This is a genomic window from Streptomyces sp. NPDC088354 (assembly GCF_044753585.1).
Taxonomy (GTDB): domain Bacteria; phylum Actinomycetota; class Actinomycetes; order Streptomycetales; family Streptomycetaceae; genus Actinacidiphila.
This window is the reverse complement of the sequence record NZ_JBIVNJ010000001.1, coordinates 304,971-320,303: the sequence shown is the minus strand read 5'-3', so window position 1 is coordinate 320,303 and position 15,333 is coordinate 304,971. Positions and strand designations below refer to the sequence as shown.

Annotated in this window: 15 protein-coding genes; 3 read left to right on the top strand and 12 right to left on the bottom strand. The window is 73.1% G+C overall.

The window, feature by feature from the left end:
* Window positions 1-6: 6 nt before the first annotated feature.
* The 4 genes from ACIP98_RS01560 to ACIP98_RS01545 all read right to left on the bottom strand — a co-directional run bounded on the left by ACIP98_RS01560 (window position 7) and on the right by ACIP98_RS01545 (window position 4,257).
* A complete protein-coding gene (locus tag ACIP98_RS01560; RefSeq protein ID WP_319660262.1) occupies window positions 7-660 on the bottom strand; it encodes a hypothetical protein in 654 nt (217 codons plus the stop codon).
* A 45-nt stretch (window positions 661-705) separates the two neighbouring features.
* Window positions 706-1,392: a GntR family transcriptional regulator gene (locus tag ACIP98_RS01555; RefSeq protein WP_319660261.1), complete on the bottom strand. Its 687-nt coding sequence runs from the start codon at window positions 1,390-1,392 to the stop codon at window positions 706-708.
* A gap of 109 nt (window positions 1,393-1,501) precedes the next feature.
* Window positions 1,502-2,860: an aspartate aminotransferase family protein gene (locus ACIP98_RS01550; RefSeq protein WP_401973150.1), complete on the bottom strand. Its 1,359-nt coding sequence runs from the start codon at window positions 2,858-2,860 to the stop codon at window positions 1,502-1,504.
* Window positions 2,861-2,973: 113 nt separating this feature from the next.
* The gene (locus tag ACIP98_RS01545; protein WP_319660259.1) at window positions 2,974-4,257 is read right to left on the bottom strand and encodes an adenylosuccinate synthase; all 1,284 of its coding nucleotides are present in this window, start codon (window positions 4,255-4,257) and stop codon (window positions 2,974-2,976) included.
* A gap of 187 nt (window positions 4,258-4,444) precedes the next feature.
* Here ACIP98_RS01545 and ACIP98_RS01540 point away from each other — a divergent pair, with 187 nt between their 5' ends.
* Window positions 4,445-5,224 carry a diacylglycerol kinase gene (locus ACIP98_RS01540; protein ID WP_319660400.1) on the top strand — a complete coding sequence of 260 codons (780 nt, stop codon included), beginning with the start codon at window positions 4,445-4,447 and terminating at the stop codon, window positions 5,222-5,224.
* Between the two features lie 44 nt (window positions 5,225-5,268).
* Here the strand turns inward: ACIP98_RS01540 and ACIP98_RS01535 are convergent, their stop codons facing one another.
* Window positions 5,269-5,730 (bottom strand): GbsR/MarR family transcriptional regulator, encoded by a 462-nt coding sequence (locus ACIP98_RS01535; RefSeq protein ID WP_401973428.1) that lies wholly within the window; start codon window positions 5,728-5,730, stop codon window positions 5,269-5,271.
* A gap of 100 nt (window positions 5,731-5,830) precedes the next feature.
* Here ACIP98_RS01535 and ACIP98_RS01530 point away from each other — a divergent pair, with 100 nt between their 5' ends.
* Together ACIP98_RS01530 and ACIP98_RS01525 are read left to right on the top strand one after the other, a co-directional pair.
* Window positions 5,831-6,766 carry an ABC transporter ATP-binding protein gene (locus ACIP98_RS01530; RefSeq protein ID WP_319660258.1) on the top strand — a complete coding sequence of 312 codons (936 nt, stop codon included), beginning with the start codon at window positions 5,831-5,833 and terminating at the stop codon, window positions 6,764-6,766.
* On the top strand, window positions 6,763-8,355 hold the full coding sequence (locus tag ACIP98_RS01525) for an ABC transporter permease (RefSeq protein WP_401973149.1): 1,593 nt from the start codon (window positions 6,763-6,765) through the stop codon (window positions 8,353-8,355). Before ACIP98_RS01530 ends, ACIP98_RS01525 begins: the two co-directional genes overlap by 4 nt.
* A 62-nt stretch (window positions 8,356-8,417) precedes the next feature.
* Here ACIP98_RS01525 and ACIP98_RS01520 read toward each other — a convergent pair whose 3' ends face one another.
* The 7 genes from ACIP98_RS01520 to ACIP98_RS01490 form a co-directional block, all read right to left on the bottom strand.
* The gene (locus tag ACIP98_RS01520; RefSeq protein WP_401973147.1) at window positions 8,418-9,635 is read right to left on the bottom strand and encodes a cytochrome P450; all 1,218 of its coding nucleotides are present in this window, start codon (window positions 9,633-9,635) and stop codon (window positions 8,418-8,420) included.
* Window positions 9,636-9,659: 24 nt separating this feature from the next.
* Window positions 9,660-10,328, bottom strand: coding sequence for a response regulator transcription factor (locus ACIP98_RS01515; RefSeq protein ID WP_319660256.1), 669 nt, complete (start codon window positions 10,326-10,328; stop codon window positions 9,660-9,662).
* On the bottom strand, window positions 10,325-11,620 hold the full coding sequence (locus ACIP98_RS01510) for a histidine kinase (RefSeq protein WP_401973146.1): 1,296 nt from the start codon (window positions 11,618-11,620) through the stop codon (window positions 10,325-10,327). Before ACIP98_RS01510 ends, ACIP98_RS01515 begins: the two co-directional genes overlap by 4 nt.
* A gap of 84 nt (window positions 11,621-11,704) precedes the next feature.
* Complete coding sequence (locus ACIP98_RS01505; protein ID WP_401973145.1) at window positions 11,705-12,658, bottom strand: alpha/beta hydrolase family protein; 954 nt, start codon at window positions 12,656-12,658, stop codon at window positions 11,705-11,707.
* Window positions 12,659-12,660: 2 nt separating this feature from the next.
* Window positions 12,661-13,896 (bottom strand): kynureninase, encoded by a 1,236-nt coding sequence (kynU, locus tag ACIP98_RS01500; protein WP_319660254.1) that lies wholly within the window; start codon window positions 13,894-13,896, stop codon window positions 12,661-12,663.
* Window positions 13,889-14,722, bottom strand: a complete 834-nt coding sequence (locus tag ACIP98_RS01495) for a tryptophan 2,3-dioxygenase family protein (RefSeq protein WP_319660253.1) — start codon at window positions 14,720-14,722, stop codon at window positions 13,889-13,891. The genes kynU and ACIP98_RS01495 overlap by 8 nt, the downstream gene beginning before the upstream one ends.
* Before the next feature lie 195 nt (window positions 14,723-14,917).
* Window positions 14,918-15,331: a DUF3151 domain-containing protein gene (locus tag ACIP98_RS01490; protein ID WP_319660252.1), complete on the bottom strand. Its 414-nt coding sequence runs from the start codon at window positions 15,329-15,331 to the stop codon at window positions 14,918-14,920.
* Between the last annotated feature and the right edge of the window lie 2 nt (window positions 15,332-15,333).

Genomic DNA, 15,333 nt, shown 5'->3' with positions numbered 1-15,333 from the left:
GGGACGCTAGCTGAAGACGATCATCGAGCCCTGGCCGAGCGAGCGGGTGGCCGCCGCGTGCAGCCCCAGCCACACGTGCCGTTCCCGCCCGAAGGGGCTGCCGTCGTCGGGGGCGGGCGCGGCGGCCGGCTCCTCCAGATCGGTGGGCCCGGCCGGCGGCACCGGCGGGGGCGGCGGGTTGAGCGGGTCGATGCCGATGACGGGCGCGACGAAGTCCAGCTCGCGCAGCAGCCCGTGGGCCGAGCCCAGCGGGCCGCCGCCCTCCAGCAGTTCGTCGTTGACCAGCGGGAAGGGGAAGTCCAGCGGCACGTACGCGCCGGCGTGGTCGTAGTGCCACACCAGGTGCGACTGCTGGGCGGTGGTCTCGAACATCTCCAGCAACTGCTCGTAGTCCCCGCCGAGTTCGTCGACCGGGGTGACGGCCAGGCCCTGGATGTGCAGCAGGTACGCCCGGCGCAGGAAGTGCAGTGCGTCGTAGTCGAACCCGGCGACCGGCGCGACGTCGCCTGACAGGCCCGGCATGTAGCTGTACACGGGTACCGGCGGCAGACCGGCGTCGCTCAGCGCCTTGTCGTAGCGGGCGATTTCCTCGGCGAACGGGTTGTCGGGGCTGTGGCAGAGCACGTCCACCAGGGGAACCAGCCACAAGTCGCAGGCCACAGGCGCTCCAAGTCCTTCCGTGCGTGGTCGGGCCAGCGTAGTGGGCTAGGGCCCGGGGGGCCGACGCATCAGCCCGAGAGAGTGGTCGTTGAATTCCTCCATGATCCGCTGGGCGGTCTCCGGATCGCGCTTCTCCACGGCACCCACCAGCTCCACGTGGTCCGCCCAGCACACCCCCTCCAGGGAGGCGCGGGCACGCAGGAAGGGCACCTCGTACGCCCAGGTCTGCATGCGGATGCGGTCAAGGAAATCGGCCACGTGGGCGTTGCCGGCCAGCGCGGTCAGCTCGCGCCAGAAGCGGATGTCGTGGCCGATGAGCACGTCCAGCTCACCGGCGCGGGCGGCCGGCGCGGCGGCCTCGGCACGGCGTCGGACGGAGGCGAGCGCGGCGGGTTCGACCTCGCGCATGCCGCGTGCGGCGATCCGGCGGAAGATGCCCTCCACGACCAGGGTGCGGGCCCCCACCATGGAGCGGAACTCGGAGTCGGTGAAGCGGCGGACCTGGAAGCCGCGATGGTGCTCGACCTCCAGCAGCCCCTGCGCGGCGAGGTCGACCAGCGCCTCGCGCACGGGTGTCGCGGAGACCCCGTACAGCTCGGCGATCTCCTTCACGGTGAAGTGGCGTCCGGCGACCATGCGGCCGGTGAGCACCTCGTCGCGCAGTGCGTCGGCGATCTGCTGGCGCAGACTGCTCCGTCTGACGGGACCGCCTGCATCTGCACCATCCCGCATGCCCGGTGCCTCCCTCGGATGTGCGTGCGCCTGGATGCGCCTCACCCTATGCGAGGGCCGGCCGCGGGTGGCCCGCGCCTGTGGCACGGGTCACGCGCGGCCGGTGGGTTCAGCGCGTGTGCTCGTCGGCGACGGACAGGGCCGCGTCGAGCAGCGCGAGGCCCTCCTTGGCCTCGGCCTCGGTGATGTTGCAGGCGGGCACCACATGGGTGCGGTTCATGTTCACGAACGGCCACAGCCCGCTCTTCCTGCAGGCCGCCGCGAACGCCGCCATGGGGGCGTTGGCCTCGCCCGAGGCGTTGTAGGGGACCAGCGGCTCACGGGTCTCCCGGTCGCGGACCAGCTCCAGCGCCCAGAAGGCGCCCAGGCCCCGCACCTCGCCCACCGACGGGTGGCGCTCGGCCAGCTCGCGCAGCCCGGGGCCGAGGGTGTGCTCGCCGAGCTCGGCGGCCCGGCCGACGACCCCCTCGTCCTCCATCACCCCGATCGTGGCGACGGCCGCGGCGCAGGCCAGCGGGTGGCCGGAGTAGGTGAGGCCGCCGGGGTAGGGCCGGGTGGCGAAGGTCGCGGCGATCTCCTCGCTGATGGCGACACCGCCGAGCGGCACGTAACCGGAGTTCACGCCCTTGGCGAAGGTCAGCAGGTCGGGGACGACGTCGAACTGCTCCGCGGCGAACCAGCTGCCGGTGCGGCCGAAGCCCGCCATGACCTCGTCCAGGACCAGGACGATGCCGTAGCGGTCGCAGATCGCGCGGACACCCGCCAGGTAGCCCGGCGGCGGCACCATGACGCCCGCCGTCCCCGGCACGGTCTCCAGCACGATCGCCGCGACGGACTGCGGTCCCTCGAAGACGATCGTGTCCTCCAGGTGCTGCAGCGCGCGGTCGCGCTCCTGCTCCTCGGTCTCCGAGTGGAACGGCGAGCGGTAGAGGAACGGCGCCCAGAAGTGGACGACGCCGGCCGAGCCGTTGTCGGACGGCCAGCGGCGCGGGTCGCCGGTCAGGTTGATCGCGGCGGAGGTGGCGCCGTGGTACGAGCGGTAGGCGGAGAGCACCTTGGGACGGCCGGTGTGCAGCCGGGCCATCCGTACGGCGTTCTCGACGGCCTCGGCGCCGCCGTTGGTGAAGAAGATCTTGTTCAGGTCGCCGGGGGTGCGCTCGGCGATCAGCCGGGCGGCCTCCGAGCGCGACTCCACGGCGAACGCGGGCGCGAACGTGACGAGCTTCGCGGCCTGCTCCTGGATCGCGGCGACGACCGCGGGGTGCTGGTACCCGATGTTGGTGAACACCAGGCCACTGGTGAAGTCCAGGTAGCGGTTGCCGTCGTAGTCCCAGAAGTACGCGCCCTCCGCCCCGGCGACCGCCAGCGGGTCGATCAGGTCCTGCGCCGACCAGGAGTGGAAGACGTGCGCGCGGTCGACGGCCTTCACGGCGGCGCCGGTCCCGGGGTCTGCGTAAGGAGGGGTCATGGCCCCAAGGCTAAGCAGACACCCGGGCGACCTCCCATTGGCACCCTGTATGACGGTGGGCGGGCACGCCGACAGCTTGTACGGCACGCCCGCCCCTTCTCCGTCAGGTGCGGCTACAGGAACGAGTTGATCTCGATCGTCTCGGTCCGGCCGGGACCGACGCCGATGGCGGAGATCGGGGCGCCCGACATCTCCTCCAGCGCCTTCACGTACGCCTGCGCGTTCTTCGGCAGGTCGGCGAAGGTCTTGGCCTGGGTGATGTCCTCGCTCCAGCCGGGCAGCGTCTCGTAGATCGGCTTCGCGTGGTGGAAGTCGGTCTGGCTGAACGGCAGTTCCTCGACGCGCTTGCCGTCGATCTCGTAGGCGACGCAGACCGGGATGCGCTCCCAGCCGGTCAGCACGTCGAGCTTGGTGAGGAAGAAGTCGGTCAGGCCGTTGACCCGGGTCGCGTACCGGGCGATGACCGCGTCGAACCAGCCGCAACGGCGGTCACGGCCGGTGGTGACGCCCCGCTCGCCGCCGATGCGCCGCAGCGCGTCGCCGTCCTCGTCGAACAGCTCGGTCGGGAAGGGGCCGGCGCCGACGCGGGTGGTGTACGCCTTCAGGATGCCGATGACCCGGCTGATCTTGGTGGGGCCGATGCCCGAGCCCGTGCAGGCGCCGCCCGCGGTCGGGTTGGAGGACGTCACGAAGGGGTACGTGCCGTGGTCGACGTCCAGCAGGGTGCCCTGGCCGCCCTCCAGGAGCACGACCTTGCCCTCGTCGAGGGCGGAGTTGAGGAGGAACGTCGTGTCCGCGACGTAGTCCTTGATCTGCTCGGCGTAGCCCAGGTACTCCTCGACGACCTGGTCGATGCTGATCGCCCGGCGGTTGAAGATCTTGACCAGGACCTGGTTCTTGTCGTGGAGCGCGGCCTCGACCTTCTGCCGCAGGATCGACTCGTCGAAGAGGTCCTGCACCCGGATGCCCACGCGGTTGATCTTGTCGGCGTACGCCGGGCCGATGCCGCGGCCGGTGGTGCCGATCCTGCGCTTGCCGAGGAAGCGTTCCGTCACCTTGTCCAGGGTCTGGTGGTACGGCGTGATCAGGTGGGCGTTCCCGCTGATGACGAGCTTGGACGTGTCGACGCCGCGCTCGTTCAGCCCGCTCAGCTCGGAGAGCAGGACGGCCGGGTCGACGACGACGCCGTTGCCGATCACGGGGGTGCACCCGGGCGAGAGGATTCCGGAGGGCAGAAGGTGCAACGCGTACTTCTGGTCACCGACGACCACCGTGTGGCCGGCGTTGTTGCCGCCCTGGTAGCGCACCACGTAGTCCACGGAACCACCGAGCAGGTCGGTGGCCTTCCCCTTGCCCTCGTCACCCCACTGAGCACCGAGCAGCACAAGTGCGGGCACAGGCGTACACCCCTTCCGGGCGGGGCATGTCCAACGTGGCTCCCCATGGCGGGGAGAGCGGTCGGACCGGTGCCCCGGAATAGACGAAGCCCCTGGCGCAAGGCAGCGCAAGGGGCTCTTGCACCGAGATGTTACCTGAGGAAGGACCAAGGTGTCGGCTCAGCGACCGGTCGGGCAGCCCCTGCTCGTGGTCATCGACCCTGCCGCCCGTGTCATGGACGGCGAATCCGTACGCATCGCGAAGGATGTGCTGTGCGGGGGATCGCTCTCCGTGAAGATCGCACTTCCGGAGTCCGAGGAAGAGGCGGTACGGGCGCTGGAGCACCGGGGACGGCGGCGCCCGGTCGTGGTGGGCGACGACGCGGCGCTGCTGCGCACCGTACGGGCGCTGTACGGGGCGCGGGCGCTGGGCGAGGCGGTGGTCGGACTGGTCCCGGTCGGGCGGAGCACCGCGCTGGCCCGGGCGCTGGGCGTCCCCGGCGGTGCGGTGAACGCGGCGCGGGCGGTGCTCGACGGGGCCGAACGGGAACTGGACCTCCTGCTCGACGACAGCGGCGGCATCGTGCTGGGCGCCCTGCGCATCTCCTCCGCGACCCCGGCGTGGCTGATGCCCGTCGAGCGGCGGGCCCGCTCACTGGCCCGCACGTTCAGCCTGCACGGGCACCCCGCGGGCCTGGCCATGCGCGGCGTCCAGCGGCTGCGCGTCGAGGCCGACGGGGTCGTCCTGGCCGACCTGGACGACGGCGTCGAGGAGGTGTCGGTCTCCATGGCCGCCCCCGGCCTGGCCGAGGTCCTGGTACGCCGCGACGGCGCCGCGACCGCCGCGCCGGTGCACGCCCGCACGGTCACCGTCTCCGGACGGGACTTCCGCTACACCGCTGACGCGGCGAACGCGGGCCCGGTCCGCCGCCGCACCTGGACGGTGATGCCGGCGGCCTGGCGGCTGACGGTGCCGCGGTCTTTTTAGGGGCTCGGTCCGCCTCCGGCTCACTCGCGACGGGGAGGCAGGGGCTAGAGGAGGCCGTTCTCGCGGAGTTCGGACTTGTGCTCGCGCCAGCGGTCCATGAGGTCGACGATCTCCTTCTGGAGGAAGTCGAAGAACGCGGCGGTCTCGGCGATGCGGCGGCCCGCGGGAGTGTCGGGGCCGGCCTCCTCGATGCCGTCGCGGAGGGTGCCCTCCCAGCGGGCGAGGATGCGGTCGCGGCGGGTGAAGGTCTCGTACCACTGGTCGCTGTGCACCCGGTAGCGCTCGCGCCGGGAGCCGGGCTCGCGCTCGCGGGTCAGCATGCCGACCTGTGAGAGGTAGCGGACCGCGCCGGAGATCGCGGCGGGGCTGGCCTGCAGGCGTTCGGCCAGCTCGGCGGCGCTGAGCATCCCGGTGTCGGAGGCGAGCAGCGCCGCGAAGACGCGGGCGGCCATGCGCTGCATGCCGGCCTCGACCAGTTCCGCCGCGAACCGCTCGACGAACGTCATCGGCTCGAAGGATCGCTCTGCCACCACTATCGCCTCCCGTCCGAAGTTTATACAGTTCCTTAACTTCACAAATTTGTGAACGTACTGTACGTTCAGAACCATGACGAAGGCAATCAGTGTGGCCGGACTCCACAAGTCCTTCGGCCGCACGCACGCACTGGACGGCCTGGACCTGGCCGTCGAGACCGGTGAGGTGCACGGCTTCCTCGGGCCCAACGGGGCGGGGAAGTCCACGACCATCCGCGTCCTGCTGGGGCTGCTCCGCGCGGACGGCGGTGCCGCCCGGTTGCTCGGCGGGGACCCGTGGCGGGACGCGGTCGCGCTGCACCGGCGCCTGGCCTACGTCCCCGGTGACGTCACGCTCTGGCGCAACCTCAGCGGCGGCGAGGTCATCGACCTGCTCGGGCGGCTGCGCGGCGGGCTGGACGAGGCGCGCAGGCGCCGGCTGCTGGAGCGTTTCGAGCTGGACCCGGCGAAGAAGGGCCGCGCCTACTCGAAGGGCAACCGGCAGAAGGTCGCGCTCGTCGCCGCGTTCGCCTCCGATGTCGAGCTGCTGATACTCGACGAGCCCACCTCGGGGCTGGACCCGCTGATGGAGGAGGCCTTCCGGGAGTGCGTCCGGGAGGAGCGCGACCGCGGGCGCACAGTGCTGCTGTCCAGTCACATCCTCAGCGAGGTCGAGGCGCTGTGCGACCGGGTGAGCATCATCCGCAAGGGACGCACCGTCGAGACCGGGAGCCTGGCCGAGTTGCGGCACCTCACCCGCACGTCGGTCACCGCCGAGCTCGCCGGGCCGGCCGACGCCCTGGCCGGCCTGCCCGGCGTGCACGACCTGGACATCCAGGGCAGTCGCGTGAAGCTCCAGGTCGACGCCGGGGAACTGAACGCGGTGCTGAGGCGGTTGAGCGAGGCCGGGGTCCGCAGCCTCACCAGCACGCCGCCCACGCTGGAAGAGCTGTTCCTGCGGCACTACGAGACGGACAGCGACGCCGCCGCGGACGACGACACCGCCGGCGTGACGGAGGCGGCGCGGTGAACCGGCCGGACACGCTCGCCGGCACCGCGGTGCTCACCCGCCTCGCGCTCCGCCGCGACCGGATCATGATCCCGGCGTGGGCGGTGCCGATCGCCCTGCTCGTCGCCTCCAGCGCCTCCGCCTTCGGTTCGCTGTACGACACCGCCGCCAAGCGTGCCGAGGTGGCCGCGAGCGCCGCGGGCAACGCCTCGCTCCGCGCGCTGTACGGACCCGTCTTCGACACCGGCATCGGCGGGCTGACGGCCTGGCGCACGATGGCCTTCGGTGCCGCCGCGGCCGGGCTGATGGCCGTGCTCCTGGTCGTCCGGCACACCCGCGAGGAAGAGGAGGCCGGCCGGCTGGAACTCGTCGGCGCGGGCGCCGTCGGCCGCCGGGCGCCGCTGGCCGCGGCCCTGGCCACCGGTTTCGGGGCCTCCGTCGCGCTCGGCGTCCTCGTCACGCTCGGGCTGCTCGGGCACGGCGCGCTCGGGGCCGCGGCCTTCGGCTGTGCCTTCGCGGGCGTGGGCTGCGCCTTCGCCGCCGTCGGCGCGGTCGCCGCGCAGCTCACCGAGAGCGCCCGTGCCGCCCGGGGCATCGGCGGCGCCGTGCTCGGCCTCGCCTTCCTGCTGCGCGCCGCCGGCGACGGCGGCTCCGGCACGCTGACCTGGCTCTCGCCGCTCGGCTGGGCCGAGAACATACGGCCCTACGGCGACGAACGCTGGTGGGTGCCGGCGCTGTTCGCCCTATGGGTCGCCGGGCTCGTCGCCCTCGCGTACGCCCTGGTCGCCCGGCGGGACATCGACGCCTCCCTGATCCCGTCCCGTCCCGGACCCGCCGCGGCCGGTCCCCGGCTGCGCGGCGCGCAGGGCCTGGCCTGGCGGCTGCAGCGCGGTTCCCTGGGGGGCTGGGCGTTCGGCTTCGCCGTGGGCGGCGCCACGCTGGGCGCCCTCGCCGACGGGGCCACCGACCTCGTGCGCGGCAACGACCGGCTCGCGGACGTCATCAGGGACATGGGCGGCGCGTCGGGCCTCGTCGACTCCTATCTCGCCTCGATGAGCGGCGTGATGGGCATGATCGCGGCGCTCTACGCCGTCCAGGCCGTGCTGCGGCTCCAGGGCGAGGAGAACTCCGGCCGCGCCGAACCCGTCCTCGCCACCGGTGTCGGCCGGGTCCGCTGGGCCGTGAGCCACACGCTGCTCGCCGCGGGCGGGTCCGTGCTGCTCCTGCTGCTGTCCGGGCTCGCCATGGGCCTCGGTTACGGGGCGACGACCGGGGGCACGGGGCACCAGATGGTGCGGCTGACGGGCGCGGCCCTGGTGCAGCTGCCCGCGGTGTGGTGCGTGGCGGCGGTCGCGCTCCTGCTGTACGGCGCCGTCCCCAAGGCCGCTGTGGCGAGTTGGGGCGTGGCCTCGCTGACCCTGGGGATCGGGCTGTACGGACCGGCGCTGAAGCTCTCGCCCTGGGTGATGGACCTGTCGGTCTTCACGCACCTGCCGAAGGCACCGTCCGCGGAGGTCACCCCCGGCCCGCTGGTGCTCCTCACCGTGCTCGCGCTCGCCCTGGGCACCGGCGGCCTCGCGGCCCTGCGCCGCCGGGACCTCGTCGTGTGACGCCCCCGCGACGAAGCGCCCCCGCCGCCCCGGAGGACCGGGCGGCCGGGGCGCGCCGGCGTTCAGCAGCTGACGCGCAGTTCCCGCAGGCCCCGGATGACGTACCCCTCGTTCCAGCTCGGCTCCGCCACCAGTTCCAGGCGCGGCGCGGCCCGCAGCAGAGCCGAGAAGGACGCGGCGAGTTCGATGCGGGCCAGCGGCGCGCCGAGGCAGTAGTGGATGCCCGCGCCGAAGGTGATGTGCGGATTGTCAGGCCGCGTGAGGTCCAGGCGGTCGGGGTCGGCGAACCGCTCGGGGTCGCGGTTGGCGGAGCCGAACAGCAGGGCCACCTCGCTGCCGCGCGGGATCACGGTGCCGCCGACCTCGATGTCGTCCAGCACCCACCGCTCGAACATCTGCAACGGCGTGTCGAAGCGCAGCAGTTCCTCGATCGCGGTCGGCAGCAGTTCCTCAGGTGCCGCGCGCAGCGCCGCCAGCTGGTCGGGGTGCCGGAACAGCGTCCACCAGCCGTTCCCGGTGGTGTTGACGGTCGCCTCGTGCCCGGCGTTCAGCAGCAGCACGCAGGTGGAGATCATCTCCTGCTCGCTGAGCCGGTCGCCCTCGTCGTGCGCCGCGATCAGGGCGCTGATCAGGTCCTCGCCGGGCGCCTTGCGCCGCTCGGCGATCAGCTCGCGCAGGTACTCGGAGAACTCCACGCTCGCCCGGACCGCCCGCCGCGCCGCCTCCTCGGTCGGGTTGAGCTCGAACATCCCGACGATGTCCGCCGACCACGGCCGCAGCAGGTGCCGGTCGCCGGCCGGTATCCCGAGCATCTCGGCGATGACCGCGACCGGCAGCGGCTCGGCGACGGCGGCGATCAGGTCGCCGCCGCCCTCCGCGACCAGCCGCTCCACGAGTTCTCCGGCCAGCCGCTGGACGGTCGGGGTGAGCCGCTCGACCGTCCGCGGGGTGAAGGCCTTGGAGACCAGTCGCCGGATGCGGGTGTGGTCCGGGGCCTCCAGGTCCAGCAGGCCGTTGCCGTTGAGCACGGTGAAGGGCTCGTGCTCGGGCGGCGGCGGGGTGCGCCCGAAGTCCTCGTGGCTGAAGCGGTGCAGGTAGGTTCGGCCGAGGCGGCGGTCCCGCAGCAGGGCGCTGACGTCCGCGTAGTGCGGGATCAGCCACTGGCTGCTGGGCTCGAACCAGTGCGCGCGGCCCTCTGCCCGAAGCCGGGAGTACGCCGGGTAGGGGTCGGCCACGAACTCGGCCGACCAGGGATCGAAGGCGGTCGCAGGGCTGCTCATGTGCGGAGACTACCCTCCGTCCCGTCAGCCGCCAGGGGTGACCAGCCGCGCCTCGTACGCGAAGACCGCCGCCTGCGTCCGGTCGCGCAGCCCGAGCTTCACCAGCACGCGGCTCACGTGGGTCTTCACCGTCGACTCCGCGACCACCAGGTGCTCGGCGATCTCCCCGTTGGACAGTCCCTGGGCGACCAGCACCAGCACCTCCGTCTCACGCTCCGTGAGGTCCCCGACCCGTTCCTGGGTCGGCGGCCGCGGCGTGCCGAGCCGGTTGAACTCGGTGATCAGCCGCCTGGTGACCGCCGGGGCCAGCAGCGCGTCCCCCGCGGCGACGATCCGCACCCCGTCGGCGAGCTGGCGCGCGGAGGCGTCCTTGAGCAGGAAGCCCGACGCGCCAGCCCGCAGCGCCTGGTAGACGTACTCGTCCAGGTCGAAGGTGGTCAGCACGAGCACCTTGGCGTCGGCGTCCGCGGCGACGATCTCGCGGGTCGCCTCCAGGCCGTTCATCTCGGGCATGCGGATGTCCATCAGGACCACGTCCGGCCGCAGCGCCGCGACCTGCTCGACCGCCTGCCGGCCGTCGACCGCCTCACCGACCACCTCGATGTCCGGCTGTGCGTTGAGCAGCACCGAGAAGCCCTCGCGGACCATCATCTGGTCGTCCGCGACCAGCACCCGGATCGTCGTGGCGCTCATGACCGGTCCGCGACGACGGGGATGAAGACCGCGACCTCGTAACCGCCGTCCTCGGTGGTCCCGTCGGTCATCTCGCCGCCGAGCATCGTCACCCGCTCCCGCATGCCGGTGATGCCGTGTCCGGCCCCGGGTGACGGTTTCGCCAGGCCGCGCGGCGGCCCGTTGACGACGCGCAGGCCGAGGCCGCCGAGGACGTAGGAGATCTCCACCCGGGCCGAGGCGCCCGGTGCGTGCCGCAGGGTGTTGCTCAGCGCCTCCTGGATGATCCGGTACGCCGACAGCTCGACGCCCTGCGGCAGTTCGCGCACCGCGCCGGTCACCGTCTTGTCCACGCCGAGCCCCGCCTCGCGCACATTGGCGATCAGCCGGTCCAGATCGCCCAGCGTCGGCTGCGGGGCGTCGGGCGCCTCGTAGTCCTCCGCCCGTACGACGCCCAGCACCCGGCGCAGCTCGGTCAGGGCGATGACGGCGTTCTCGCGGATGATCGCGAAGCTCTGGGTCAGCGCCTCGGGCGGGTTCTCGACGCGGTAGGGGGCGGCCTCCGCCTGGATGGCGATCACCGACATGTGGTGGGCGACGACGTCGTGCAGTTCGCGGGCGATGGTCGTGCGCTCCTCCAGCAGCGTGCGGCGGGTGCGCTCGACCTCGGTGACGGCGACCTGCGCGGCCACCTTCTTCTTGGAGTCGCGCAGCCCGCGCACCGCCGCCACGACGAACAGCAGGACGCCGGACAGGAAGATCATGATGAACGGGTCGGCCCCGTACCAGCCCCCCAGGGAGCTGAAGGCCAGTGCCAGCACGGCGGTGAGCAGCCACATCTCGACGGCCACCCGGGCCCGGGAGCGCGCCGCGACCACCGCCATCACCGTCAGGTGCGAGACGAAACCGGCGTCCGTCCACGGCGCGGTGGACGACCAGCCGTCGGTGAACAGCAGCCCCGTCACGACCGCGGCCCCGAGCGACAGCCACCAGGCGCCGACCGGCCGGAACATCGTCGTCAGCAACGGCACACCGGCGAGCAGGGCGGCCAGGAAACCTCCGAGGCCGCCGTTGCTCTCCGCCGCCACCAGCGTCAGCAGGAACGCGAAGCCGGTCAGCACGGCGTGCGGCAGCCAGCGGGCGTACACCCGCAGCCGGCGCGGCACCAGGCCGAGCAGGGGGTGCCCGTCACGGAGCGGTGCCATCGGGTCGAAGGCGAAGGCGTCGGTTATCAGGTCCTGCCGCAGTCCGCTCAGGGCGCCGCGCGCCATGCGGAGCTCGGTCCGCAGCGTGGTCTGGCTCGTCTCGGTCACGCTCTCACCGTAGGGATCGCTGCGTCCGCCGTCGTCACCGCAGAAGATGACGTCCGGGCATCCGTCTCAAGTACGACACGGGCGTCACCAGGCCAGTTGCGCGATCTCCTCGGCGACCACGGCCGCCGCGTCGGCGTCGGGGTCGATGACCGGGAAGTGGCCCACATCCGCCAGCAGCGTCAGCTGTGCCTCCTCGCCCGCCTTCGCCGTCGCGGTCACGAACGCCTCCGCCACCAGGGACGGCACCACGGTGTCGGCGCTGCCCTGCACGACGGTCACCGGGATGCCCGTGGGCAGCAGCGCGGCCGGGTCGGTCTCCGGGCCGCGCAGCGCCAGCTGCTCGGCGCCGCCGAGCAGTTCGGTGACCGCGCCGGAGCAGACGTCCAGTTCCACCGCCGTCGCGAAGTCCGCCAGCGGCGCCAGCGCGACCACCCCGCGCAGCGGAGCGGGCGCCGGACGGTACCAGCGCGACCGCGGCGGCAGCACGTGCCGTGCCGCCGCCCACAACGCGAGGTGACCGCCCGCGGAGTGCCCGGCCAGCACGATCCGCCGGGCGTCCACGGCCGGTGCGCCCAGGGCGGCCACGGCCAGTCCCGGCACGGCGTCCACGGCCGCGGCCACGTCGTCGAAAGTGTCCGGCCAGCGCCCCGCCACCGGACCGCCGTTGCCCCGGCGGTACTCCACCGAGGCCACCGCGAAGCCGCGCCGCGCCAGGAACGCCGCGAGCGGCGAGACGTGACGACGGTCGTACGCGGCACGCCAGGCGCCGCCGTGGAAGAACACCACGAGCGGCCCCGGGCGGCCCTGCGCGGCGTCGCCCGGGCGGTAGAAGTCGACGACCTGGTCGGGGTGTTCGCCGTACGCGGCGGTGGCGTCGGGCGCCACGGGGGCGTGCCCCAGCGCCGACGCCTCCTCGGCGGCGTCCCGCAGCGCGGCCGCCTCCCCCGCCCCGGCGCCGCCGGCCGCGGTGGTGCCGCTCGGCCCGGAGGCCACCTCCGGTCGGCCGGCGGAGGCGGGGGGCGGGGTGGGGTCGTGCATGCTTACCGGCTTCCTTCGAGGACCTCGGCGAGGACCCGGGCCGCGCGCTCCGCGTCCGCGAACCTCGTGTACAGCGGGGTGAATCCGAAGCGGAGGATATCCGGCTCCCGGAAGTCCCCCACCACGCCCCGGCCGATCAGTTGCCCCATCACCGCGCCCGCGTCGGCGCAGCGCAGGGCGACCTGGCTGCCGCGCTCGGCGTGCGCGGCCGGGGTCACCGGGGTGACCAGGCCCGCCGGGACGTACCCGGCCACGCACTCCAGGAAGAAGTCGGTCAGGGCCAGGCTCTTGGCCCGCACGGAGTCCAGGGACACGCCGTCCCAGACGTCGAGGGCCGTGTCCAGCGCCAGCAGCGACAGGATCTCGGGGGTCCCGACCCGGCCGCGGGGGCTGCCGTCGGCAGGCCGGTAGGCGGCCTCCATCGCGAACGGGTCGCGGTGGGAGTTCCAGCCCGGCAGCGGCGAGTCGAAGCGCGGCTGCAGGTCACGGCGGACGTACAGGTACGCCGGCGCGCCCGGGCCGCCGTTGAGGTACTTGTAGGTGCAGCCGACCGCCAGGTCCACACCGTGCTCGTCCAGTCCCACGGGCAGCGCCCCTGCCGTGTGGCACAGGTCCCAGACCACCAGCGCGCCGGCCGCGTGGACGGCGGCGGTGGTGCCCGGCAGGTCGTTCAGCCGGCCGGTGCGGTAGTCGACGTGGTTGACCAGCGCGACCGCGGTCTGCGGGCCGGCCGCGGCGGCGAGTCCGGCCGGGTCGACCGCGCGGATCGAGCAGCCGGTCATCCGGGCGGCGGACTCGGCGATGTACCCGTCGGTGGGGAACGTGGTGGCGTCGACCAGCACCTCGGTGCGGCCCGGATCGGCCTGCTGCGCCATCCGGACGGCACCCACGACGGCCTTGAAGACGTTGACGCTGGTGGAGTCGCCGACCACGACCTGGCCGGGCGCGGCGCCGATCAGCGCGCCGACGCGGTCGCCGATCCGCTCGGGCGCGGTCCACCAGCCGCTCTCGGTCCACGAACGGATACGCAGGGAGCCCCACTCGCGCGCGATGACGTCCGCGATGCGGTCCTGCACCCCGGCGGGCAGCGCGCCCAGCGAGTTGCCGTCCAGGTAGACCACGTCGTCCAGCACGAAGCGGTCGCGGACCTTGGCCAGTTCGTCGCCGGTGTCCAGGCGCAGCGCCCTGGCCGCGGGGGACTCGGAGCCGGAGTCGGGGTGGTTCGTGGTGTCAGACATGGCTGCGGGCCGTCCAGAGCTCGGGGAACACGTTCTTGCCGGCGCGCTTCTCCAGCCAGGCGACCCCGGCGGAGCCGCCCGTGCCGGTCTTGGCACCCATCGCGCGGCGGGTGGCGACCAGATGGTCGTTGCGCCAGCGCCACACCAGTTCGGCGACCTCGGTCAGCGCCTCGCCGAGCCGCACCAGCTCCGCGTCCTGGTCACCGGAGTAGATCTCCTGCCAGGCCCGCTCGACGGCCGGATCGCCCTCGTACCGCTGGGACAGGTCGTCCCGCGCCGGGATCGCGTACCCGCGCCGCGCCAGCAGGCGCAGCACCTCGTCGTACAGGCTCGGCTCGTGGAGCGCCTTCTCCAGTTCGGCGTGGACGCGCGGCGAGCCGCGGTGCGGCACCAGCATCGAGGCCGACTTCTCGCCGAGCAGGAACTCCATGCGCCGGTACATCGCCGACTGGAAACCGGAACCCTCGCCGAGCGCGGCTCGGTAGGCGTTGAACTGCGCCGGCGTGAGGTGCGCGATCGGCTCCCACGAGGCGTTCAGCGACTGCAGTTCATACGTGCTGCGCTTCAGCGCGGCCATCGCCGTCGGCAGGTCGTCGGCCGCCAGCGCCCGGGAGGCGGTCTCCCACTCGTGCACGATGACGGTGAACCACAGCTCCATGACCTGGGTGGTCACCAGGAAGACCATCTCGCCGGGGTCGTCGGAGCGGGGGTGCTGAAGGTGGGTGAGGACGTCCGCCTGGACGTAGTCCTCGTACGGGGTGGTGCCCTCGAAGTCCAGGTGCGGGGCCTCGGCGGCCGCCTGGGAAGCATCGGGGTGGTGGGACATCGGTGTCTCCGTGAATACGAGCTACCGGGTAGCGGTCTGCCCCCCGCCGTCCGGCGGCGGGCCCCGGTCCCCTCGGGTCCGCGCTCACACGGGTGCCGGACCCATCGCGCATCATCCGTGGTCGGGGCCCGGTCCGGCAAGCCCCTCCCACCAGCCGCGATGGTCCGGGGTCGGCCGTTCCGGGCCCCGCGGGCGTCAGCCCAGGGTGTCCGCGGCGGTCGGGGAGGAGTCGCGCAGGAAGGTGGAGCAGCGCTCGTACTCCTCCTTCTCGCCGATCGACTGGGCGGCCCGCGCCAGTGCGTGCAGAGCGCGCAGGAAACCGCGGTTGGGCTCGTGCTCCCAGGGCACCGGGCCGTGGCCCTTCCAGCCGTTGCGGCGCAGCGCGTCCAGACCGCGGTGGTATCCGGTGCGCGCGTAGGCGTACGACTCGACGACCCGGCCGCCGGCGTAGGCGTCGTCCGCCAGTTCCGCCCAGGCCAGGGAGGACGCCGGGTACTTCGCGGCGACGTCCGCGGCGGCCGCTCCGGAGGCGAGCAGCTCGCGCGGCTCGGGGTCGTCGGGCAGGTTGGTCGGGGGCGGTCCCCCGAGCAGGTTCTCGTGAATGGCCATGG